This is a genomic window from Corynebacterium sp. LK10, from assembly GCF_008042455.1.
GTDB lineage: Bacteria > Actinomycetota > Actinomycetes > Mycobacteriales > Mycobacteriaceae > Corynebacterium > Corynebacterium jeikeium_D.
Genome location: NZ_NOVT01000020.1, coordinates 106,616 through 128,829, shown reverse-complemented (window position 1 = coordinate 128,829; position 22,214 = coordinate 106,616). Strand labels below are relative to the sequence as shown.

Annotated in this window: 16 protein-coding genes; 5 read left to right on the top strand and 11 right to left on the bottom strand. The window is 58.6% G+C overall.

All coding sequences use genetic code 11. The annotated features are described in order from the left end of the window. Positions 1-3: 3 nt before the first annotated feature. Positions 4-1,236, top strand: coding sequence for an isochorismate synthase MenF (locus CHU70_RS08550; RefSeq protein ID WP_049194070.1), 1,233 nt, complete (start codon positions 4-6; stop codon positions 1,234-1,236). Positions 1,237-1,248: 12 nt separating this feature from the next. On the opposite strand, the gene CHU70_RS08545 is transcribed toward CHU70_RS08550, so the two are convergent. From CHU70_RS08545 to CHU70_RS08535, 3 genes are all read right to left on the bottom strand, one after another. After that, the gene (locus CHU70_RS08545) at positions 1,249-2,037 is read right to left on the bottom strand and encodes a fumarylacetoacetate hydrolase family protein (protein WP_048735367.1); all 789 of its coding nucleotides are present in this window, start codon (positions 2,035-2,037) and stop codon (positions 1,249-1,251) included. Between the two features lie 65 nt (positions 2,038-2,102). Beyond that, positions 2,103-2,690, bottom strand: a complete 588-nt coding sequence (locus CHU70_RS08540) for a 3'-5' exonuclease (protein WP_048735364.1) — start codon at positions 2,688-2,690, stop codon at positions 2,103-2,105. A gap of 7 nt (positions 2,691-2,697) precedes the next feature. Beyond that, complete coding sequence (locus CHU70_RS08535) at positions 2,698-4,572, bottom strand: DUF294 nucleotidyltransferase-like domain-containing protein (protein ID WP_070652917.1); 1,875 nt, start codon at positions 4,570-4,572, stop codon at positions 2,698-2,700. Positions 4,573-4,633: 61 nt separating this feature from the next. Here CHU70_RS08535 and CHU70_RS08530 point away from each other — a divergent pair, with 61 nt between their 5' ends. After that, positions 4,634-5,287 carry a DUF664 domain-containing protein gene (locus CHU70_RS08530; protein ID WP_070652916.1) on the top strand — a complete coding sequence of 218 codons (654 nt, stop codon included), beginning with the start codon at positions 4,634-4,636 and terminating at the stop codon, positions 5,285-5,287. A 29-nt stretch (positions 5,288-5,316) separates the two neighbouring features. Here the strand turns inward: CHU70_RS08530 and CHU70_RS08525 are convergent, their stop codons facing one another. The 3 genes from CHU70_RS08525 to CHU70_RS08515 form a co-directional block, all read right to left on the bottom strand. Further along, entirely contained in the window at positions 5,317-6,333 is a 1,017-nt protein-coding gene (locus CHU70_RS08525; RefSeq protein WP_141744336.1) for a 3-isopropylmalate dehydrogenase, read from the bottom strand. Positions 6,334-6,407: 74 nt separating this feature from the next. Then, the gene (locus CHU70_RS08520) at positions 6,408-7,931 is read right to left on the bottom strand and encodes an HNH endonuclease signature motif containing protein (protein WP_070652914.1); all 1,524 of its coding nucleotides are present in this window, start codon (positions 7,929-7,931) and stop codon (positions 6,408-6,410) included. 201 nt (positions 7,932-8,132) lie between these two features. Beyond that, a complete protein-coding gene (locus CHU70_RS08515) occupies positions 8,133-9,647 on the bottom strand; it encodes an acetyl-CoA hydrolase/transferase family protein (protein WP_070605060.1) in 1,515 nt (504 codons plus the stop codon). A 289-nt stretch (positions 9,648-9,936) separates the two neighbouring features. Between CHU70_RS08515 and CHU70_RS08510 the strand changes: the two genes are divergently transcribed. Both CHU70_RS08510 and CHU70_RS08505 read left to right on the top strand, forming a co-directional pair. Then, positions 9,937-11,013, top strand: a complete 1,077-nt coding sequence (locus tag CHU70_RS08510; RefSeq protein WP_049172106.1) for a GTP-binding protein — start codon at positions 9,937-9,939, stop codon at positions 11,011-11,013. A 151-nt stretch (positions 11,014-11,164) separates the two neighbouring features. Then, entirely contained in the window at positions 11,165-12,667 is a 1,503-nt protein-coding gene (locus tag CHU70_RS08505) for an acetyl-CoA hydrolase/transferase family protein (protein WP_147719086.1), read from the top strand. A gap of 121 nt (positions 12,668-12,788) precedes the next feature. On the opposite strand, the gene serA is transcribed toward CHU70_RS08505, so the two are convergent. The 5 genes from serA to CHU70_RS08480 all read right to left on the bottom strand — a co-directional run bounded on the left by serA (position 12,789) and on the right by CHU70_RS08480 (position 20,147). After that, positions 12,789-14,384 carry a phosphoglycerate dehydrogenase gene (gene serA, locus CHU70_RS08500; protein WP_049194134.1) on the bottom strand — a complete coding sequence of 532 codons (1,596 nt, stop codon included), beginning with the start codon at positions 14,382-14,384 and terminating at the stop codon, positions 12,789-12,791. A 238-nt stretch (positions 14,385-14,622) separates the two neighbouring features. Beyond that, positions 14,623-16,347, bottom strand: coding sequence for a hypothetical protein (locus CHU70_RS08495; protein WP_049172104.1), 1,725 nt, complete (start codon positions 16,345-16,347; stop codon positions 14,623-14,625). 281 nt (positions 16,348-16,628) lie between these two features. Then, positions 16,629-17,645: a ketol-acid reductoisomerase gene (gene ilvC / locus CHU70_RS08490; RefSeq protein WP_038628558.1), complete on the bottom strand. Its 1,017-nt coding sequence runs from the start codon at positions 17,643-17,645 to the stop codon at positions 16,629-16,631. A 53-nt stretch (positions 17,646-17,698) separates the two neighbouring features. Beyond that, complete coding sequence (gene ilvN, locus CHU70_RS08485; RefSeq protein WP_048735338.1) at positions 17,699-18,202, bottom strand: acetolactate synthase small subunit; 504 nt, start codon at positions 18,200-18,202, stop codon at positions 17,699-17,701. A gap of 34 nt (positions 18,203-18,236) precedes the next feature. Then, on the bottom strand, positions 18,237-20,147 hold the full coding sequence (locus tag CHU70_RS08480) for an acetolactate synthase large subunit (RefSeq protein WP_049172103.1): 1,911 nt from the start codon (positions 20,145-20,147) through the stop codon (positions 18,237-18,239). Between the two features lie 374 nt (positions 20,148-20,521). On the opposite strand from CHU70_RS08480, the gene CHU70_RS08475 reads away from it, so the two are divergent. After that, the gene (locus CHU70_RS08475; protein ID WP_147719087.1) at positions 20,522-22,177 is read left to right on the top strand and encodes a mechanosensitive ion channel family protein; all 1,656 of its coding nucleotides are present in this window, start codon (positions 20,522-20,524) and stop codon (positions 22,175-22,177) included. The last annotated feature ends 37 nt before the right edge of the window (positions 22,178-22,214 follow it).

Below are 22,214 nucleotides of genomic sequence, written 5' to 3'. Positions count from 1 at the left end.
GCTATGTCCATGGAAAACCACCCCTCTCTGGGCGGCGGAAACGAAGAAGAGCAGCAGGAAAAGTCTCACCCGTCGAACGAGCCTGCAGCGACTCCGAAACGTTCGACGCGCTGGGACACGTCCCGCCCAACCACCGCTCCTGATTTTTTGCTCTCCCGTGCGCACGGCTCCATCCGCACGCAAGGTATTGAAGAGCAGATTTCCGACCCCTGGCTCGCAGCCGAGGGACTGCACTCGGGCATTCACAAAATGGTGGTCGGCGCCCTGCCCTTCGACTTGGACAAGCCCGCCGCCCTGACCGTTCCCCGGGAAGTCATCCGCTCCTCGCAGCCGCTGGAGCCACCCGCGCACTACCGCTGGAACGCACCCAAGCCTCACGCCAGCATCGTCGCTTACGATCCCCCGCTCGATGAGCACGCTGAGCGCATCGCCGCAGCAATCCGCACCATCGAGTACTCGGCGCTGGAAAAGGTCGTGCTCGCGCGCGCTGTGGAACTCGAAATCGATCCCCCGATTGACCCGCTCCTACTCGCATCGCGGCTTATCGACGGATCCCCCAACCGCGATGGCTTTGTCGTGGATCTCTCTCCCGCCGGTTCCGATTATGAGGGCAAGTTGCTCATCGGTTCCTCCCCGGAGATGCTGGTCCGCCGTACGGGTGACATCGTTGAGGCATTTCCCTTGGCCGGGTCGCTGCCGAGATCCCGGAATGAAGAGGTGGACCGGGCGTCGGCTCGTCGTTTAGCGGACTCGCGCAAGAACCTGGATGAACACGCCTTCGTTGTCGATGACATCGCCGACAACCTGGCGCCGCTGTGCAGTTCGCTGGATGTTCCGGACAGCCCCGAGCTGATGAGCACTGCCGAGATGTGGCACTTGGCCACGCATATCCGCGGTCGATTGAAGGATCCGTCGCTGTCCGCGCTGGATTTGGCACTGGTGGTGCACCCAACACCAGCCATTTGTGGCACGCCGACGGAATCCGCCTTCGGCGTCATTCAGGCCGTAGAGACTGACCGCGGCTTCTACTCCGGCGCTGTCGGCTGGTGCGATGAGAATGGCGATGGTGAGTTCGTGGTCTCCATTCGCTGTGCCGAAATCGACACTGAGGGGTCCGTGGCACGACTATGGGCCGGAGGCGGCATTGTGTCGCACTCCGCCCCAGAAGAAGAAGTCACGGAAACCAGCGCCAAAATGGGCACTGTGCTCCGCGCTTTTGGAGTTAAGGGCGCTTAAGCCCCTAGCGGCTTAAGCCCGCTCCACCGGGTTGGCCAGCTTGCCAATACCCGGAATCTCGATTTCGATGCGGTCGCCCGGGAACATCGCAGCGGTACCGGCCGGGGAGCCGGTGCAGATGACGTCACCCGGCAGCAGCGTAATCGAGGCGGTGATGAACTCGATGACCTCCGGGATGGACATAATCATCTGGTTGGAGTTGGAGTCCTGCTTAGTCTCGGTAACACCCTCGTGAGTCAGGTGCGCCTTGATTGGAAGCTCGTTGTAGTCCAGCTCCGTCTGGATCCACGGGCCCAGCGGGCAGAAGGTATCGATGCCCTTTGCGCGCGCCCACTGACCGTCGGCGAACTGCAGGTCACGGGAAGAAACATCATTGACGATGGTGTATCCGAAGATCACATCGTGAGCGTTTTCCTTCTTGACGTTCTTGCACGGCTTACCAATAACCAGTGCCAGCTCGCCCTCAAACTCGACGTTAGTGGCGAAATCCGGAATGCGAATCGGCGCTTCCGGACCAATAACGGCCGTCGGCGGCTTAATGAACATCGTCGGCGGCAGCGATTCTGCCGACTTCTTGAACACCTCGGCGACGTGGTCAGCGTAGTTACGACCAATAGCGATGACCTTCGACGGCAGCATCGGGGCAAGCAGACGTACGTCGGCAAGCGGCCAGGAACGACCAGTCTTATTCAGCTGACCGAAAGGGTGCCCTTCGATCTCGTGCAAAGTAACTTCATTGCCTTCGCCCTCGACGAGCGCGAAGCACATGCCCTCTGGGTGGGCGATTCGAGCAATACGCATAAAAATAGGGTACACGTCACATTGCAATAACTATGCAATGACCCCCACTCTCAAACATGTACGATTTAAACTCCGCGCGATTCCTGCGCAAGCCACACCAACGCACAAGCCAGCGCATCGTTGAACGCATGATGGGCCTTAAAACGGGGAATGCCGTACTTGTCGCACAGTGACCACAACCGCAGCTCATCACGGACCGGCTCGCGGTTGGCTCGCAGAATTGCGTCGTACTCGCGTGTCATCGTGTCCGCCACCGGCACATCAAAGCGCGCATCAAAGTACTTCCGGCACAACGGATCTAGGAAACCAACTTCCATCCGCGCGTAGTGCGCCAGCAGCTTCCGTCCCCGTAGAGCTTCTAACAGCTTGCCGACGGCCACCTCTGCCTCTACCCCGGTTGCGACCATGTCGTCGGTAAGCCCATGCACCGTCGCCGACTCGCCGACGCTCACCTCCTCGCGCTCTGGGCGAATGAGAAGGTGACCCGACTCTTCCAGCACGATGTCGCGGCCTTCGACGGCAACCCAACCGATGGAAAGCAACTGATCTTTGGAGGGATCCAGACCGGTGGTTTCCACATCGACCGCGAGCCAAGCATTGTCGCGGATAGGTGCGTCCAAGAGTTTCTTGCGGGGTTTGAAAAACTTCAACATTGCGCGCTCACGACATCGCCCGGATGGGATACTTCGCCCCGAGGCTCTGCTGCAACTTGCGGATAACACCAAACGCATCGCGCAGGTGCTCGCGTTCCAGGCTGGAGAGACGCTTCGGGTAGATGTGGTTATTCGGCTGCTCGCCAGCGTTGAACTGGGCCTGCTGGTGATGAAGCTGCACCGTGCACAGGAACTCGAACGCATCCGCCAGATCCTGCGCACCCTGACGGCTCACGCTTCCGGCACCCGCACTCGCCGCCAAGCGTTCACGCGTCGACAGCTGTGGCAGGCCGGCCGCCACAGTAAATAGACGCGCCATCTGCACCACAGCAGCAGTTCCCCCCTTTTTGATGTCCAGGGTCTCTGCGTGATCGCCGCCCTTTTCCAGCACTAGGCCCCGGAAGAAGCCGAGCGGCGGCTCCCGCCAGGCCGCGAGCTTGGCCAAGTGCGCATGCAGGCGCTGCGACCCCTGAGCCAGCGGCAGGTAGGCCGCACGAAGGCTCTCTACCAGTTGCACGTCGCCCGCTACCCCACGCATGTCGAAGAAGGTCTGTGCATGTAACAGGGCCTCTGCCTCCGGTGCCGTAATCCACCCGTGGAAAGTGCGCAGCCACTGCGACTTGGTCATCCGCCACGCAGGATTGCTGGCCATCATGTCCCCTGGACAGAGCGGATAACCGACTCGGTCGAGGTTGGTGCAAATCTCGTCGCTAAGCGCGGCGAAATAGTCAGCATGAGCGTCGGCGTCGTAATCGTCGGCGAGGACCAGCGCATTGTCTTGATCGGACGCGAGCCCCATCTCTCCGCGCCCATGCGAGCCCAGTACTGCAAAGGCATAGCTAACCGGTGGCGGCCCAAGCTTTTCCTCCGCAAGCGCCACCAGGCGTCGGGTGACAGCATCGGCCACGGCGGTCAGCAGCTTGGCGACCTCCTCCCCCGAATCACCTCGGTCAATAAACCGGCCCACAATCCGCCGTGCGTTCTGAGCAATCTCCGCAATCTCGGAGATATCGCTCTTTCGCGCCAGCGTCGCCGTCGCGTACACGGGATCGGTGTGCAGACTGCGCAGGAGGTCGCCAATGACAATCATGCCGACCACCCGCGTCCCATCGTGCACCGGCAGATGATGGTAACCGCGCTCGGCCATCAGCAGCATGGCCTCGAAGACCAGCAGGTCGGGACTGATAGTTTCCGGGTTCCCGGTCATCACTTCGCTTACGAGACTCTCCGCCGGCTTGGCTTCTGCCAGCACTCGACGACGGAGGTCACGGTCAGTGATGATGCCGACGAGCGAGCTCTGGTTGGCGCCTGCAGACTCCATCACGAGCAGACTGGAGACATTCCGCTCCGTCATAATCTGCGCCGCCTCTTGTACTGTCGCATCAGCACTGCAGGTCACCAGCGATGTTTCCATCAGGTCCGCAACCCGTGTGCGCAACGACTCCGATGCCGCAGTACTCCGCAGCTTCGATGCCACTGCGCGAATGCGCGCGTTTTCACCGCCGTAATAGCGCCGGACCTCTACGAACTGGTCATTGAGCTGGTCAAAGACCTCCTTGGAGATCACCAGGAATACGCAGTCCTCCACTGCCGTCATCGTGTACAGCGAGGGGTCACTGCTCAGCAGTGTCGAATAGCCGAAATGATCTCCCACATCTCGCCTGTCCAACAGCGTGCCAGCTGGGTCAAAGAGATCCACCATGCCGGAGCGAATAATGAAACAGCTGTTGTTATCCGCACCCGCCCGGATAATCTCCGTTCCACGACGGGCATAGCGCATGGCCAAAAGCGGTGGGATAGTCGCGCGCTCTTCATCGTTGAGGTCCGAAAAGGGGCGAGTATGGCTGAGGAAGTCTGCGATTTCCGCAAGCTCGACGGTCATGGGGTCAATTATCCCCTATTTTTGCTCCCAATAGGACTGATTTGCGGGAATACTCGACCTTATGACCAATTCCACACACAGCGCTTCAATAAATCCCGAATGGCCGCTCGACGCCCACATCCTCGGCAGGATGGACAAGCTCGCGGCACTCGTCGCCACGCTTGACGACGACACCTTCAACGCAACCCTTCCCATCCCAGCCATTAACTCCCTGGCCGTGCTGTTACGACATGTGACCGGATCCGCGAGGTTCTGGCTCGAGCGCGTCTGCCTTGGGCGTGATTATGTCCGTGATCGCGATGGGGAGTTTTCTGCTCATTGCAGTGTTTCGGAAGGGCTGGAGATTTACCACCGTGACCGCGCGGCCATTGAATCCGCGCTGGTGGAGTTGCAAGGCGCGGACCGCGCTGGTGCTCCTGCTGTTATTCCTACCGATAAGGACCGTTGGTGGTGCGGCAGCATCGAAGGCGTGATTGTGCATGTCTTCCACGAGGCGGCTCAGCACCTGGGACATGCGGAGATTACGAGGGATGCGCTAGTGGCAGGACTGGGAGGGGATGATTCCGATAACGGCGCAGGAAGCTCATCCCCATACCCCCTTGACACCATCATCGATGTACTTCGCCAGGTCGGACATGCGTCGGACTTCATCGAGCACACCGCCGACGGTAAGACTCACATCACTACCGTCGATGGCAAAACTGTGATTGCCTAGCCCTCTCCCCCCCCCTATTTTTTACTGCGCTACTTCAAAGCAGCAGCAATGCGGTCGCCAACCTCAGCGGTCTTGATCGGGCCACTACCGCGAGTAGCCATGTCAGCTTCCACAGCAGCCTCGATGCGCTGGGCGTCTTCCTCACGACCCAGGTGGCGCAGCATCATGGCACCCGACAGAATGGCTGCCGTCGGGTCCGCGATCCCCTTGCCAGCAATGTCTGGCGCGGAGCCGTGAACGGGCTCGAACATGGACGGGTTGGCATTGGAGGCGTCAATGTTGCCGGACGCCGCCAGGCCGATACCGCCCGACACTGCACCAGCCTCATCAGTAATGATGTCGCCAAAGAGGTTGTCGGTGACGATGACGTCGAAACGCGAAGGATTAGTGACGAGGTAGATCGTCGCAGCGTCGATATGCGAGTAATCGACATCTACCTCTGGGTATTCCTTAGCGACCTCATCGACCGTGCGCTGCCACATACCGCCACCGTGCACCAACACATTGGTCTTGTGGACAAGGGTCAGCTTCTTACGACGGGTCATAGCCAGCTCGAAGGCATAGCGGACGACGCGCTCAGCACCGAAGCGGGTATTGACGGAGGTCTCGTTGGCAACCTCGTGTGGCGTGCCAACGCGAATTGCACCGCCGTTACCTGTGTAGGCACCTTCGGTTCCCTCGCGGACGACCACGAAATCAATTTCGCCCGGGTTCTTCAGCGGTGACTCGACACCCGGGAAGAGCTTGGAAGGACGCAGGTTGACATGGTGATCCAGCGCGAAGCGCATTTTCAGCAGCAGGCCGCGCTCGAGAACACCCGGAGGTACGTTCGCCGGGTCACCGATGGCACCGAGCAGGATTGCGTCGTGCTCACGCAGGGAGTCAAGGTCAGCGTCGGTAAGCAGTTCGCCATTGCGCAAGTAGCGACGCGAGCCGAGGTCGTACTCGGTAGTGTCGAACTCGCCGATAGCAGCCTTGAGCACCTTCAGCGCCTCTGCCGTAACTTCCGTGCCGATGCCATCACCCGGGATGACGGCGATCTTCAGCTTTCCTACCTCAGTCATTTTTGAGATACCCTTCTCACTATATGGACACAAATGAGTGTAGCAGAACCTAGCGCTCACTCCCCGTCACTGTCTGCGCGATTTTTAACATCTCCATCGTTTTCACAATCCACCCCGCCTACTGCTCTCTCCTTTTCCAAATCCCGCCGCACCTTATCCACTAGGCCGCGGAGACTGTCATGCAATTTGCGACGTTTCTCATTGTGCTCAGCCAGCGCAGCGGTCTTCTTTTCAGTCTGCGAGGCAAAGGTGTAACGACCATGCCCAGTGTGCTCTTTCTCCGACTGCGCAAACGGCCCTTCATCACAAGAGAGGAACGTCCAAGCTTCGATCCCATCATCACCTCGAACAACTCGCCACATACCGGCAGTTTTGAGGTTGTGGTGCCTTCGACAGAGACAATGGAGATTATCTGTGTGCGTGACCCCTTCCTTTTGCCGCTCACCACCGGAAAGGCTGTGATCAAATTCCACAATATGGTCGATATCGCACTTTTCCGCGGGGACATCGCATCCAGGAAAACTACACACACCGTCACGGGCACGCACGAATGCACGCTGAGACTCGGAGGGCCGATACCCCTCAACCGCACTATCCCCCAGCACCCGCAATGTCGATACCCGCTTCAGCCAAGACTCGGCCACCAGCGAAGAAAGCCAACCTGCGCCAGCGAGCCACACTGGAGTGTTTTCCGGTTCGCCATCCTCCCCGGGAGAGAGCACTCGGAAGAGTTCCAGATTCACCTCCACCTCACAAGTACCGCGTAACGCATGCATGAAAGCTGCCGCGCGACTCACTTTCATCTTCTTAGCCACTGCGTCGATAATTGCAAGGGCTTCCACTGCATGATGCCGCTCGAGTACAGTAGTCAGTGTCGTAACTCCAGCGTCACCATGTTCATCAACTGCGATAAACTCCTTAGCCGTCATACGATCGCCGAAGTAGTCGAGAGCCGCAGCTTGAACCTCCCGTACCTCCTCCGACTCCACGGGATTATCCGCCGACCCTCCATCCGCCTCGACCTGGTATGCCGCCGCATCAATTGCAGCATCTACGGTCGCCTCCACATTCCGGGCCAGGACCCTATCAGCCTGCAACCCAGCGACATCCACATCACGTGGCCGCACTTCCGGAGCACACTCACCAATCACTCGCTGCACCCGCGTTGCCATCGCACGCACGCCACGGAGTGCCTCCCCGTCGCGCCTAGGCTTAACGACGTCCACGAGACCCGACTCCACTGCGTCAACCTTGTCATCGGCTACAGGTCGGGTATGTTTACCAAGCATTGCTAAATGCCTCATCGACAAATGCCCGCGCTCCTGACACATTTCCGCTAGTTGCGGCATACGTCCAAGCATGTAGCCAATTTCCATATATTTGTTCACTTCGGCGCGTGAGATTCCAAGCACCACCGACCAATAAGCCAAATGAGCTTCGACATCGCCATCATCTGGTGGTGCGACCCGCTGAGCGATAACCATCTCCAGACGATTAATCTCGCGCATCACTTCAGCGAGCGAATGAGCCCTCACCTCATGGCTGAACCGAAATTCCCCACACGATTCCAACTCTGACATTGCACTGTCCCCTCCCTAACGAGGTCCCCTAACGAACAGTTCTTTATCAATTCGCCCACACCATATCCCCCACCCCGGATTCAAACCGCTGCGCACCCCAAAAATCTCCACATTACTCGAACGCTATTTCGAACTAAAGCCGAAAGAAAATCCCGCCCTACGACGCAAACTTCGTCGTAAAGCGGGAACCGCACTAGAAACCTAGTCGACCGGCTTCATGGAACCGTTTTCGAGGAAACGACGGTGGAAGTCATAAGAAGTACCCAGGTCATGCGGAGTATGCAGGTACGGGGTGACCCTCTCAGCACGCTCAACGTATTCGAGCAGCGCCTCCTTGTACATCGGGTGCGCACACTTCTCAATGACAACACGGGAACGCTGACGCGGCGCCAGCCCACGGAGGTCAGCCAGACCCTGCTCAGTGATGATGACCATCACGTCATGCTCAGTGTGGTCAACGTGAGAGACCATCGGCACGATTGCGGAAATGTCGCCATTCTTAGCCAGCGACGGGGACACAAACGTAGAGATGTAGGCGTTTCGGGTGAAGTCACCGGAACCGCCAATGCCGTTCATCATGCGGGAGCCAGCCACGTGAGTGGAGTTGACGTTGCCGTAGATGTCAGCCTCAATCATGCCGTTGGTGGTAATCAGCCCCATGCGGCGGACCAGACCCGGGTTGTTGGAGATGTCCTGCGGACGCAGAACAATCTTCTCGCGGTAGTCAGCAGCATTCTCATTCATACGAGCTGCGTACTCCGGGGACAGCGAGAATGCGGTACCGGAAGCCACGGTCAGCTTGCCAGCATCCATCAGGTCGACCATGCCGTCCTGGATAACCTCAGTGAAGGAGGTCAGGTTCTCATACTTGGAGTCGAGCAGGCCTGCGAGCACAGCGTTCGGAATGTTACCGACACCCGACTGCATCGGCAGCAGGTTCTCCGGCAGACGACCGGCCTTGACCTCCCCATCGAGGAAGTCGAGCAGGTAGCCGGCAATGGCCTTAGAGTCATCGTCCAGCGGCTTGAACGGCGAGTTACGGTCCTCGGCGTTCGTCTCGACGACAGCGACAACCTTATCGACATCGATCTGAACATCCGGAGTGCCGATGCGGTCCCCCGGGTTCACAATCGGAATCTCCTTACGGTTCGGAGGCAGCCCAACACTGTAGATGTCGTGCATACCCTCGAGATCCTCGGACTGCCAGGAGTTGACCTCAATAATGATCTTCTCTGCAGCATTCAAGTAAGAAATGCTGTTACCAACCGAAGAGGAAAGAATCAGGGATCCATCGGCCTTAATGCGAACAGCTTCGACCACAGCAACATTGACCGGGCCAAAGAAGCCCTGCTCAGTCATCGGGCCAGAGTGCGACAGGTGAATATCACTATAGAAGGCATCGCCTGCATTAATACGGTTACGCATTCCCGGGTCGGACTGGTACGGCATACGCCACTCAACACCATTGGCCTTCGCCAGCGCACCATCAAGTTCCGGAGCGGTAGACGCGCCGGTCAAGACCTTAATCTTGAACTCGTCGCCACGCTCGTGAGCGGCCTCCATGCGCTCAGCGAGAGCCGGCGGGACAACCTTCGGGTAGCCAGCACCGGTAAATCCGGCAAAGCCCACCATGTCTCCGTGGTTAATGAACTGCGCCGCCTCCTGCGCGGTCATCACCTTGGATTTGAGACCAGCATGGGCAATACGATCTGACATGAATTCACCTTTCTATATCCCCCAACGCGACTATCGGGGGTAGTGCCTCGAACACCAAAGCACACCCCCAACCCTATCAACGAAGCGGTTAGTGCCTTTCATTCAGATGCCCGAAAGCGCCCCCATTTTAGGCACACTTCACGCGACACTAAAGCCGACTACAACACCGTTTTATGCCCTACGTCACAACTGTCTGACAATAAGCCGTACGACACATTTACGACCCCTCGCCTAGCTCAATTCGCGCAGTAGTTATTGATAATCATTTTCAGTACGCTAATCTTGTCGGGTGACTTCTACCGAATTTTCTGATAGCACCACCGAGACCACTCCCGTCACCGTCCTGTCCGGATTCCTGGGCGCCGGCAAGACCACCCTCCTCAACAACCTCCTGGCAAACTCACAGGGGCGCAAAATCGCGGTCATCGTCAACGACTTCTCGGAAGTCAACGTCGATGCCGCCCTCATCGAGCAAGGCACATATCTCGAGCGCGGCGAGGACCGTTTCATCGAAATGTCCAACGGCTGCATCTGCTGCACGCTGCGAGATGACCTCGTTGAAAACGTCGGCAAGCTCGCGCGCAGCGGCAAGTTCGAGCACATCGTCATCGAATCCACCGGCATCTCCGAGCCCATGCCAGTCGCCGCTACCTTCGAGTGGGAATTCGACGACGGCCGTCGCCTCGCCGACATCGCCCCCATCGACACGATGGTCACGCTCGTCGACGCCTCTACATTCCTCGACAGTCTCCGCCAGGGACGCGCACTGCCTGACGACGAACGCACGGTCGCCGACCTCCTCGTCGACCAGGTGGAATTCGCCGATCTCATCCTCATCACCAAATCCGACCTCGCCGGCGAAAAGCTCACCGGCGGTACCGAGGAAACGATCCGCGCAATGAACCCCCGCGCACGCATCGTCCGCGTGACTAACGGCGAAATCGCCACCTCTGCCATTCTCGACGCATCGCTTTACGACGAAGGTACCGCGGCCACTTTCCACGGATATGCAGAAGAACTTGCGAATCCCCACACGCCGGAGACTGAAGAATACGGCATTTCTTCGGTTGTTTTCCGAGGCAATCGACCCTTCGACCGCGAACGACTAATCAAGGCTCTCCGCGGCACAAAGGGGCTCGTACGATCCAAGGGGCACTGCTGGATTTCCGACCGCCTCGAAGTCGCCCACGTGTGGAGTCAGGCGGGGCCGAACCTGAAAATCACCCCTGCCGTCATGTGGGCGCAGACCGATGTCCCACCATCCAATGAGGTCGTACTCATCGGTGTGAAATTTAACCCAGAGGCCACACTGCAAGCGTTCGAGGATGCCATGCTGACCGACGAAGAAGTGCGGGAATTGCTGTAACAAAGCCCCTGGAAGAGCGCCGATAAACGACCCGCTGAAGCGATCAGAGTGTCATAAATCACTTCTCAACCTGCGGGTGTGGCAACACACTGTTAGCGCATGCTAGGTTAGGCGACAAAACTAAAGTCGAACAGTCTATCTAGGAGATGACATGTCTGATCGCATCGCACATGCCGGTTTGCGCGGCAAGGTAATGACCGCCGACGAGGCGGCACAGTTTATCAATCACGGTGATGCCCTCGGCATCTCTGGCTTCACCGGTGCTGGCTACCCGAAGGCTCTGCCGACTGCGCTGGCAAACCGCGGCAAGGAACTCCACGCCAAGGGTGAAGAATTCGCTGTCGACATCTACACCGGCGCTTCCACCGCCCCGGACTGTGACGGCGTGATGGCAGAAGCTGACATCATCCGCTACCGCATGCCGTACCAGGGAGATCCGGCACTGCGTAAGTCCATCAACTCCGGCAAGGCAAAGTACCAGGACATCCATCTCTCCCACTCCGCGCTGTACATCGAGCAGGGCTTCCTGCCGATTGACGCCGCAATTGTAGAGGTCACTCGTATTACGGAAGATGGACACCTCATTCCGTCGTCAAGCGTTGGCAACAACGTCGAGTGGATGGACAACGCTGACAAGATCATCATTGAGGTCAACTCGTGGCAGTCCGAGGAACTCGAGGGCATGCACGACATCTACCGCATTCAGCACCTGCCTAACCGCACGCCGGTGCCGATCAATGCCCCGGGTGATCGCATTGGTACCCCTTACATCGACATCAACCTGGACAAGGTTGTCGCAGTTGTCGAGACCAACGCGCCGGACCGCAACTCCCCGTTCAAGCCGTTGGATGAGACCTCGAAGGCCATTGCTGGCCACTTCCTCGATTTCCTCGAGGGCGAAGTTCGCGCGGGTCGCCTGGCTTACGACCAGTACATCATGCAGTCGGGCGTCGGTAACGTGCCGAACGCTGTGATGGCGAGTCTGTTGGACTCCAAGTTCGAGAACATCAAGGCCTACACCGAGGTTATTCAGGACGGCATGATTGACCTGATTGACGCAGGTAAGATGACCGTCGCTTCGGCTACCTCGTTCTCCCTGTCTCCGGAAGCAGCCGAGCGCATGAACAACGAGGCTGCCCGCTACCGCAAGAACATCATCCTGCGCCCGCAGCAGATCTCCAACCACCCGGAGGTTGTCCGCCGTGTTGGTCTGATTGCCACCAACGGCATGATTGAGGCCGACATCTACGGCAACGTCAACTCCACCCACATCAACGGCAGCCGCATGATGAACGGCATCGGTGGATCCGGTGACTTCACCCGTAACGCCTTCGTTTCCTCGTTCATCTCGCCGTCGCTGGCGAAGGACGGTGCGATTTCGACTATCGTTCCGTTCGCTTCGCACATTGACCACACCGAGCACGACGCCATGGTCATCATCACCGAGCGCGGTTTCGCTGACCTGCGTGGCCTGGCACCGCGTGACCGCGTGGCTAAGATGATTTCCGTTGCACACCCGGAGTACCAGCCACTGCTGGAGGAGTACTACGAGCGCGCGCTGAAGACCGCTCCGGGTATGTCGACCCCGCACGATCTGCGCACTGCCTTCGACTTCCACGTCAACATGATTGAGAAGGGCTCGATGAAGGGCTAAGCAGTAGGGCTACGGCTGCATAGATCAGCTGGGAAACAAAAATCCCCTCCATGCGGAGGGGATTTTTCATGCAGTAGAAGCTGCGCTAGAGACTAGCTCTAAAACGTCTAGGCGCTCAGAACTAGTCCAGCTCAAGCTGCAGAGCGTGGGTAGCGGAGATCTCCTCGGTAATCTTTTCGACGAGCTCCTCCGGAACCTCCTTGGAAACGCGCAGCACCAGGATGGCAGTCTGATCTGCTTCCTGCGGAGACAGAGCAGCAGCCTCGATGTTGATGCCGGACTCACCCAGGGTGGTAGCAACGCAACCCAGAGCGCCCGGAACGTCCTTGTACAGCAGGAAGAGGTTACGGCCCTGAGCACGCATGTCGATGCCGCGGCCATTGATACGGACAATCTTCTCGACGCGGTTCAGGCCAGTGAGAGCACCAACGACGGTAGCGGTGGAGCCATCAGCACCGATGACCTTGACTTCGAGAACGGAGCGGTGGGAGACGGACTCCGGCTCGGTCTCGACAGTGAAGGTCACACCACGCTCTTCTGCGATACGCGGAGCGTTGACGAAAGTGACCGGCTCTTCCACCATGAGGGAGAACAGTCCACGGATTGCTGCCATACCCAGAACGTTAACGTCCTCAGTGTGCAGCTCACCGCGAGCGGTGACCTCAACAGCGGCCGGAGCGCCCTCGAGCAGACCGCCAGCAACCAGCCCCAGCTCACGAGCCAGCTCGAGCCACAGGGCCACCTCTTCACCGACAGCGCCACCGGAAACGTTGACAGCATCCGGGACGAACTCGCCAGCCAGTGCCAGCAGCACGGACTTAGCGACATCGGTACCCGCACGGTCCTGAGCCTCAACGGTGGAGGCACCCAGGTGCGGAGCACAAACAGTTTCCGGCAGACCAAACAGCGGGGAATCCGTGCACGGCTCGGTCGCGTATACGTCGAAGCCAGCACCGCGGATGTTGCCTGCCTTGATCGCGTCGGCAAGCGCCTGCTCGTCGACGAGACCGCCGCGGGCAGCGTTGATGATGATCTGGCCCTTCTTGGCCTTGCCCAGGAGCTCAGCATCGAACATGCCAGCGGTTTCCTTGGTCTTCGGCAGGTGGATGGTCACGAAATCAGCGCGAGCCATCAGGTCTTCCAGCTCAACCAGCTCAACACCGAGCTGAGCAGCACGAGCCGGGTTCGCGTACGGATCGTACGCAATGATGTTGGTCTCGAAAGCAGCGAGACGCTGCGCAAACAGCTGGCCGATGTGACCGAAACCGACGATACCGACGGTCTTGCCGAAGATTTCGACACCCTTGAAGGAAGAGCGCTTCCACTCTCCCTCACGCAGGGACGCGTCCGCAGCCGGCAACTGGCGAGCGGTGGCCAGCAGCAGTGCGATTGCGTGCTCACATGCAGAGTGAATATTAGAGGTCGGAGCGTTGACAACCATGACGCCGCGCTTGGTAGCGGTATCGATGTCGACGTTATCCAGGCCAACGCCGGCGCGACCGACGATCTTCAGATTCGGAGCAGCCTCGAGGACTTCCTGATCCACGGTGGTAGCGGAGCGGACGAGAAGTGCGTCAGCATCACCAACCGCAGCCAGGAGCTCAGCGCGGTTCGGGCCATCTACCCAACGGACCTCAACGGAATCCCCCAATGCGTCCACAGTGGACTGTGCCAGCTTGTCGGCGATGAGGACAACGGGGCGAGCGTTCTGGCTCACAAGCATCTCCTGGTTTGTCTCGAAAAGTTTATGCAGTATGTGCGGTGTCACTTAAGAAAACTACTAAAGCGTGCACGCGCATTACGTCTCATCATAAACTCTGGGGGTGAGACACGGGGGGACTTACCTAAGCAAAACGGCGCTTACTACCCTTTGTTTAGGGAGTAAGCGCCGTTGCCCCCGACATTCAAGTCGGCAAATATTTCGCGTTATATTTTTATTTCTGCTGGTCTATAACCTACTGGTACGTAACCAACCACGGACGCGGCTCGATGTTCATGGTCTCCTCAGGAGTAAACATCGGCTGATCCTCGTCGATGAAGTTCTTCCACGCCTCGAAAATCTCCGGCTGCAAATCCTGCAACATGACGTTCCAGGTCTCAAACTTCTCCTGCGCGGTGCCATGGCCGTCGGCATGCAGAACGAATGCGAGCTCCGGGTGCGACAGATCCAGCGTCTCGCGGTCGCGAATCATCTGTAGCTGGAACTGGTGCAGCATCAGCATCTTCTGCGGAAGGTTGTTCTTACGAGTCAGCTCAGCCAGCCAATCAGCAACGCGGTTGACTTCTTCAGCCTTAACGTGACCAACCTGAGTCGCCGGAACCTGCCCCGGTTCCATCTTCCACTCCGGGTCCAGCGCCAGACCGACGTTTGGCATCTTCAGCAGTTCTTCGTAGAACTTGGCCTGGTCCAGGAAGTCTGCACTACCCGGCTGCAGGTCGATGATGACGTAGCCGCCGGCCTTGGTCATGGCCTCGACGTACGGCTTCAGAGTCTCAACCGGAGCTGGCTCGGAGTAGTCACCGCGTGGACCCGGGTCAGCCTGCGCGACCGAAGCGATAATCTCGAAGGCCGGCAGTACCGGGTCATCAGCGAACTTCTCGTACTGCTTCACGTAGTCCTTCGCACGTGCGACGGCATCCTCCGGATCATCCTCACCCATCACACCCAATGGAGCGACACCAGGGTGACCATACGTTGCAATCAGATGACGACCGGGGAACAGCAGTGTGCCTCCACCTGGCAGCTCCTTGACCTTGTCATCTTTGGCAAGCTCGATGGACTGATCAAACTTGTCCTTATCGCCGAAAACCTTACCCAGAGCAATCAGGGACTCGCCGTCGCGAGCAGCGGAAATCGACTCAGAGGTAGCACGCGCGTCGCCCACCGGCAACCAACTGACCTTCAGGCCAGCGGCGCGGGCCGTAGCAATGGAGGCCAAACCGGTACCCGGTGCGGCCAGTGCCAATGTGTCCTTGACCTCCTTCGGAGATCCCTTCGGCAGGGTGACGCTCTCCTGTCCCTTGTCGTCCTGCCCATCGCTGGCGCGATCCTGAGCCTCTTGGTTGGCTGCCCCATCCTTCGTTGCATCGCCCTCGACGACAGTTGGCTTCTCCGGATCCATCTCAACGACAGCGCGAGTCGGCTTCGACTCCGTCTCCTTGAGAACCTTAAACTCGGTACCGACGAGCTCCTTAAGGCCATCGGTCGTACCCGGATCCGCAATGATCTGACGGCCCTCTTCGCCAGTCAGGTCAACTGCCCCCACAGTAAGGACTGTCTTTGCGCCCAGGCGGTCAATCTCTTTTTCCACATCGGCGATATCGGCGCCAGTATCACGGCCACGAGCATCCTTCTTCGGGCTCTTGGCAGTAGTGTCATCTTCCGCATCTTCGGCAGAACCAGCCACTAGCATCGGCAGACCAGCAGCAACCGCGATGCCTGCCGCCCTACGCTGCTCAGCAGAGCCAGCCGAGGAAACGACAACCGCTTCCGAACTGTCGATCAGACTTTCCGACGCTGCGATGTCGTCGCTAAGCACCGTCGATTCAGCGTCCACCTTCTTCGTGGAAACAGCGCTGTCGGAATTTCCACACGCGACCAAGGCGCTTGACCCCAACGCCAGGCTGACCGTCAGGGCAACGGTTGCCGTCACGCGCCGCGTCATTGCGGATACTCGCACATTTACCTCCGTGAAATGATTTGATTTCAACGATTAGACTATCGAACGTCTTTGTTGAGGGAGACCTTTCACCCCAGATTAGAACCCCGGATAGGACTGGGGCTACACCCGTTTGGCAGTAGTTGCTTTTAGCTCAGACGTTTATTCCACACGTCTACCCCACACGGTTCAGTGAAAGAAAACTAGTAAGAGAGATACGAAAAGGGCCTCATCACGGCGGTGAAGCTCAGTGATGAAGCCCTACTTCGCGAACAAGCGAGGGATTCGCTTAAGCAACAAACTTAGGCAGTCTCAGCGCGAGCGTCGACCTTAACCCAGCTCATCAGGTCGCGCAGCTTGGAGCCGACCTCTTCAATCTGGTGGTTGTTGTAGGAAGCGCGCAGGTCCTCGAGCTCCTTGTTGCCGCCCTCGACGTTGGCAATCAGGCGCTTGGTGAAGGTGCCGTCCTGAATGTCAGACAAAATCTCGCGCATGTGCTGCTTGGTATCAGCGGTAATAACGCGCGGGCCAGACAGGTAGCCACCGAACTCAGCGGTGTCGGAGACCGAGTAGTTCATGTTGGCAATACCGCCCTCGAACATCAGGTCAACAATCAGCTTCAGCTCGTGCAGGCACTCGAAGTATGCCATCTCCGGCTCGTAGCCAGCTTCAACCAGAACCTCGAAACCGACCTTGACCAGTTCCTCGGTGCCACCACAGAGAACAGCCTGCTCACCGAAGAGGTCGGTCACAGTCTCTGCCTCGAAGGTGGTCGGGATAACGCCAGCGCGGGCGCCACCGATAGCTGCAGCGTAGGACAGAGCCAGGTCGCGGCCCTCGCCCTTCGGGTCCTGGTCAACGGCAATCAGGCACGGAACGCCCTTGCCATCGACGAACTGACGACGAACCAGGTGACCCGGGCCCTTCGGAGCAACCATACCGACGGTGATGTTGTCAGCCGGCTTGATGAGGTCGAAGTGGATGTTCAGACCGTGGCCGAAGAACAGCGCGTCGCCGTCCTTCAGGTTCGGCTCGATGTCCTCGCTGTAAACCTTTGCCTGGGTGGTGTCCGGAACCAGCACCATAATGACGTCTGCCCATGCAGCGGCATCTGCGTTGGACTTAACCTCGAAGCCAGCTTCCTGAGCCTTCACAGCGGACTTGGAGCCTTCACGCAGACCGATAACAACCTCGACACCGGACTCGCGCAGGTTCTGAGCGTGAGCGTGGCCCTGGGAACCGTAGCCCAGGATGGCAACCTTACGTCCCTGGATGATGGACAGATCAGCATCGTCGTCGTACAGCAGTTCAATAGCCATTAAAGTTAGCCTCTTTTCGAATCGGATTCGTTAAAAATCTTAGCGTTTAGTTGTTAGCGGGCCTGGAGCATCGGCTTCGGCCCACGTGCCATTGCGACGGTACCGGACTGAATGAGCTCACGGATACCAAACGGCTCGAGGACCTCCAGCAGGGCTACAAGCTTCGAGCGCTCACCCGTCGCCTCAATGATGACAGACTCTTGAGAAACGTCCACCACACGGGCACGGAAGAGATTGGCGGCATCGACTACCTGCGGACGATTGGTGTTGTCGCAGGAAACCTTCACCATCAGCAGTCCGCGCGACACCATGGTCTCTGGGGGCTGGCGGACCACTTTCAGCACGGGCACCAGCTTGTTCAGCTGCTTAGTAATCTGTTCGATCGGCAGCGTCTCCGTCTCAACCACGACGGTGATGCGGTTGACTCCCTCGGTCTCAGTTTCACCCGAGGTAATCGACTGGATGCTGAAACCTCGGCGGGTGAACATGCCCGCAATGCGGACCAGAATACCCGGCTCATCGAGGGTCAACACGGATAGAGTGTGCAGTTCAGCCATTTTGGGACTCACTTCCTGTTGCTTCGGATCCCGATTAGCGGGTCTTCATGGACGGGTGGTTAGCGTCGGGCTGCTTCGCGGCGTCCTCGGAGTTGTCCACAACAGTGCCGTGGATGTCAGCCGGGGCCTCAGCTGCTGAATTCTCATCGTTGAACAGCGGGCGCAGACCGCGGGCGTATTCGACCTCATCATTGGACTTGCCAGCTGCCACCATCGGCCACACCTGAGCATCCTCACCGACAATGAAGTCAATAACCACCGGTCGGTCATTAATCTCGCGTGCCTTCTTAATCGCCGCCGCGACATCTTCCTTCTTGGTCACGCGGATCGCCACGCAGCCAAGCCCCTCGGAGAGCTGGACGAAGTCCGGCAGGTAGGAGTTGTCCTCCGGGCGCAGCTTGGTGTTGGAGTAGCGCTGATCGTAGAACAGCGTCTGCCACTGACGAACCATGCCCAGATTACCGTTGTTAATCAAGGCAACCTTGATGGGAAAACCTTCCATTGCACAGGTGGTCAGCTCTTGATTGGTCATCTGGAAGCAACCATCACCGTCGATGGCCCAGACTTCCTTTTCTGGAGCAGCCGCCTTGGCACCCATCGCAGCCGGGATTGAGTAGCCCATCGTGCCGGCACCACCGGAGTTAAGCCAGGTGCGCGGGTTCTCGTACTGGACGAACTGCGCTGCCCACATCTGGTGCTGGCCGACGCCAGCGGCATAGATGGCCTCTGGACCAACGATGTCGGACAGAGTCTGAATTACAAACTGCGGAGCGATTGCACCATCAGCGGGCTCTTCCCACCCGAGGGGGAACTCGTCGCGGAGACCGTCGAGAAGCTTCAGCCAGTCGGCAATCTGCGGGCGACTAAGACCGAGCTTGGTGTAGGACTCGCTAAGTGCGGCAAGGACCTCGCGGGCATCGCCGACGATGGGAACATCAACTTCGCGGAGCTTGCCAATCTCTGCCGGGTCAATGTCGGCGTGGATTACCTTCGCGTTCGGCGCGAAGGAATTCAGATCACCGGTAACACGGTCGTCGAAACGCGCGCCAATAGTGATGAGCAGGTCGGACTTCTGCAGAGCAGCGACGGCTGACACCTTGCCGTGCATGCCCGGCATACCCATGTGCAGCGGGTGCGAGTCCGGGAATGCGCCGCGAGCCATCAGCGTGGTCACGACCGGAACCCCAGTCTGCTCGGCGAACTCGACCAGCTCCTTGGAAGCATCGGCCTTAATGACGCCACCACCGATGTAGAGCACCGGACGCTTTGCCGCAGCAATCATCTCAGCGGCTTCGTCGATCTGTCGCTGGTGCGGGGTTGTCACCGGACGGTAACCCGGCAGGTTGATCTCCGGTGGCCAGGTGAAGTCGATCATCGTGTTCTGGAGGTCCTTCGGGACATCGACCAGAACCGGACCTGGACGACCAGAAGAAGCCAGGTGGAATGCCTCAGCGAGCGCGCGCGGGATGTCCTCAGCTTCGGTGACCATGAAGTTGTGCTTCGTAATCGGCATGGTCACACCGCGGATGTCAGCCTCCTGGAAAGCGTCAGTACCCAGCAGCGGGCGACCGACCTGACCAGTGATAGCGACAACCGGAACGGAGTCCATCTGAGCATCCGCGAGCGGGGTCACCAGGTTAGTAGCACCCGGGCCGGAAGTCGCGATACAGACACCAACCTTGCCGGAAACCTGCGCGTAACCAGTGGCAGCGTGGCCAGCTCCCTGCTCGTGGCGCACCAGGACGTGACGAAGCTTCTCCGAGTCATAAATCGGATCGTAGAGCGGAAGCACTGCACCACCGGGAATACCGAAGGCTACCTCGACACCAAGCTCTTCAAGGGATCGGACAATGGCTTGTGCACCAGAAATTCGCTCGGGGGCGCTGGTGCGCGCCTTAGCCGCGAATTGGGCGGGCGATGGGGTGTGCTGCTCGTGCGCGTTCACGATTTCGCTCCTGGATCATGGTGGGCAACTACTCAACACACATTCACGCAAAGAAGCTACGAATGTGGCGTTGGCTACAACCCTAACGTCCACATAGTGAGAAGTCAATCCCGTCAATTGGACACGCCATCCGTATCACACCCCGAGCACCCACCCGATTCCAACGAGAACCCCGCCCCAACTTTGGGAATCACTCTACCCAGAAACTCCCCGACCACGACCCCGGGGACACCCAAGCCTGCACACCCAAGCCTGCACACCCGAGCCCTACACGCCCGAGCCCCGCAAGCCCCAAGTCCAAAGCTCGTCTTTATGCATAATTCTTTACCTTTAAACTCAGCGCATATTAAGGCGAACGACCTACGGTGGATGGCATGGAATTCTTGCAATACATGTTGTTACGGACATGGCAATGGGTGGCCAATAACGGCCTTGCCATCGCATGTCTGGCCATTCTGCTAATTCTTGTTCCCCGTATCCGACGTTTCGTTCTGGCAATTGCGGACGGAAACATCTCCTCTTCAGAGGAGCAGTCCAAGGGACGGCGCGCACTGATTGGCGCTGTGGTTTACATCGTCGAAGTCATTGCATACTTCGTCTTAATCATCGCGATTCTGTCGAAATTCGGAATCTCACTGACCGCCGCCGCTATCCCCGCGACGGTCGTTTCCGCCGCTGTTGGTTTTGGCGCACAGGGAGTCATCGCCGACTTCCTTGGCGGACTGTTCATCATTGCCGAGAAGCAGTACGGCATTGGCGACTGGGTTGAGTTCCACGCCCCTTCGGGGACCGTGCAGGGTGACGTGGTCAATATGACATTGCGCGCCACCACCATCCGAACCCTTAACGGCGAGGAAATCATCGTTCCGAACTCCGAGGCACGTATGTGTATCAACTACTCCTCACAGTGGTCCCGTGCTGTCGTTGAAGTTCCCGTACCGATGACCGCCGGTGGCTCCATTAAGGATTTGGAAGAGCGCACTGTCGCCGCCGCCAAGCGTGCAATCACACTGGACTCCGTCAAGGACGCAGTTCTCTCCGAGATCAAGCTGCAGTCCTCCACGGAACTCAACCCGCCAACGGTTATGGGCCTGCCGTGGACCGTCACTATGCGCTTGATTGTCGACTGCAAACCGGGCGACCAATGGCTCATCGAGCGCGCCATCCGCGCCGCAGTCATCGACACTTGGTGGGATGACTACGGCGAGCGCGCCCAACAGACTCCGTTTGCCCCCGCCGAAGAAATCACCGGCCACGTCCGTGATGACACGATGATCGAACAGCTTAGACAGGCCGATGCTAAGCAAGAGAAAAAACAACAGCTTGACGACGGCGACAGCGCTCCAACCGAAGTTGTCGAAGCGGTAGCGGACACTACTGCCCAGCCGGATACCGCAGAAACCAAACTGATGGAAACTCAGACCGTCGATAAGCAAGACGGGAACGAGCGATCCGACCTGCCGCATGCGGGTGCTGACCTCGATGATGCTCGACGCGAGCAAGAGGACAGCGGAAGCAACAACGCCATCCGCAAGCTGGTTAGCCACCCTGACTGGAAGACGCTCACGACGCGCCAGAAAATCCGGCGAATCCTCTCTGCAGGTGGACGTGCTCGCGTTTCGACAATCATGCTCTTGGCAACCCTAATTGTCCTCGGCGTTTTGAATCTCATGACGGTCGAGACCGAGGGCGGCCCATCCGGATGGCTAGCACCGAGCAGGTGGAGCGATCGGGTAACGACACAGGAAGAGGACTCGGAAGAGTCGTCAGCTCCGCAATCATCGAACCAGCCGACTAGTACCACACAGAGTGTGCAGCCCACCGAGACTTCACAGCAGACTCAGACATCACAGAATCAGCCGTCCGAGACTTCACAGCAGCCTCAGAGCACGCAGAACCGCGCACCTTCGACCGCCACCTCCACCGAGCCAGACTCTACTCAGAGCAACACCGACAACGAGAACACTGGCGGATCACAGTCGACAGACTCCACTAACAACGCAGAACCAAACTCGGTCGGGGCGCAATAACGCGCAACTGCCTACCGCGCATTAACCAATCCGAACT

What these genes read in the sequence shown, in the direction of transcription:
- CHU70_RS08550 (WP_049194070.1), top strand. Translation starts at nt 4, where the DNA reads ATGTCCATGGAAAACCACCCCTCTCTGGGCGGCGGAAACGAAGAAGAG.
- CHU70_RS08545 (WP_048735367.1), bottom strand. Translation starts at nt 2,037, where the DNA reads ATGCGTATTGCTCGAATCGCCCACCCAGAGGGCATGTGCTTCGCGCTC.
- CHU70_RS08540 (WP_048735364.1), bottom strand. Translation starts at nt 2,690, where the DNA reads ATGTTGAAGTTTTTCAAACCCCGCAAGAAACTCTTGGACGCACCTATC.
- CHU70_RS08535 (WP_070652917.1), bottom strand. Translation starts at nt 4,572, where the DNA reads ATGACCGTCGAGCTTGCGGAAATCGCAGACTTCCTCAGCCATACTCGC.
- CHU70_RS08530 (WP_070652916.1), top strand. Translation starts at nt 4,634, where the DNA reads ATGACCAATTCCACACACAGCGCTTCAATAAATCCCGAATGGCCGCTC.
- CHU70_RS08520 (WP_070652914.1), bottom strand. Translation starts at nt 7,931, where the DNA reads ATGTCAGAGTTGGAATCGTGTGGGGAATTTCGGTTCAGCCATGAGGTG.
- CHU70_RS08515 (WP_070605060.1), bottom strand. Translation starts at nt 9,647, where the DNA reads ATGTCAGATCGTATTGCCCATGCTGGTCTCAAATCCAAGGTGATGACC.
- CHU70_RS08505 (WP_147719086.1), top strand. Translation starts at nt 11,165, where the DNA reads ATGTCTGATCGCATCGCACATGCCGGTTTGCGCGGCAAGGTAATGACC.
- ilvC (WP_038628558.1), bottom strand. Translation starts at nt 17,645, where the DNA reads ATGGCTATTGAACTGCTGTACGACGACGATGCTGATCTGTCCATCATC.
- ilvN (WP_048735338.1), bottom strand. Translation starts at nt 18,202, where the DNA reads ATGGCTGAACTGCACACTCTATCCGTGTTGACCCTCGATGAGCCGGGT.
- CHU70_RS08475 (WP_147719087.1), top strand. Translation starts at nt 20,522, where the DNA reads ATGGAATTCTTGCAATACATGTTGTTACGGACATGGCAATGGGTGGCC.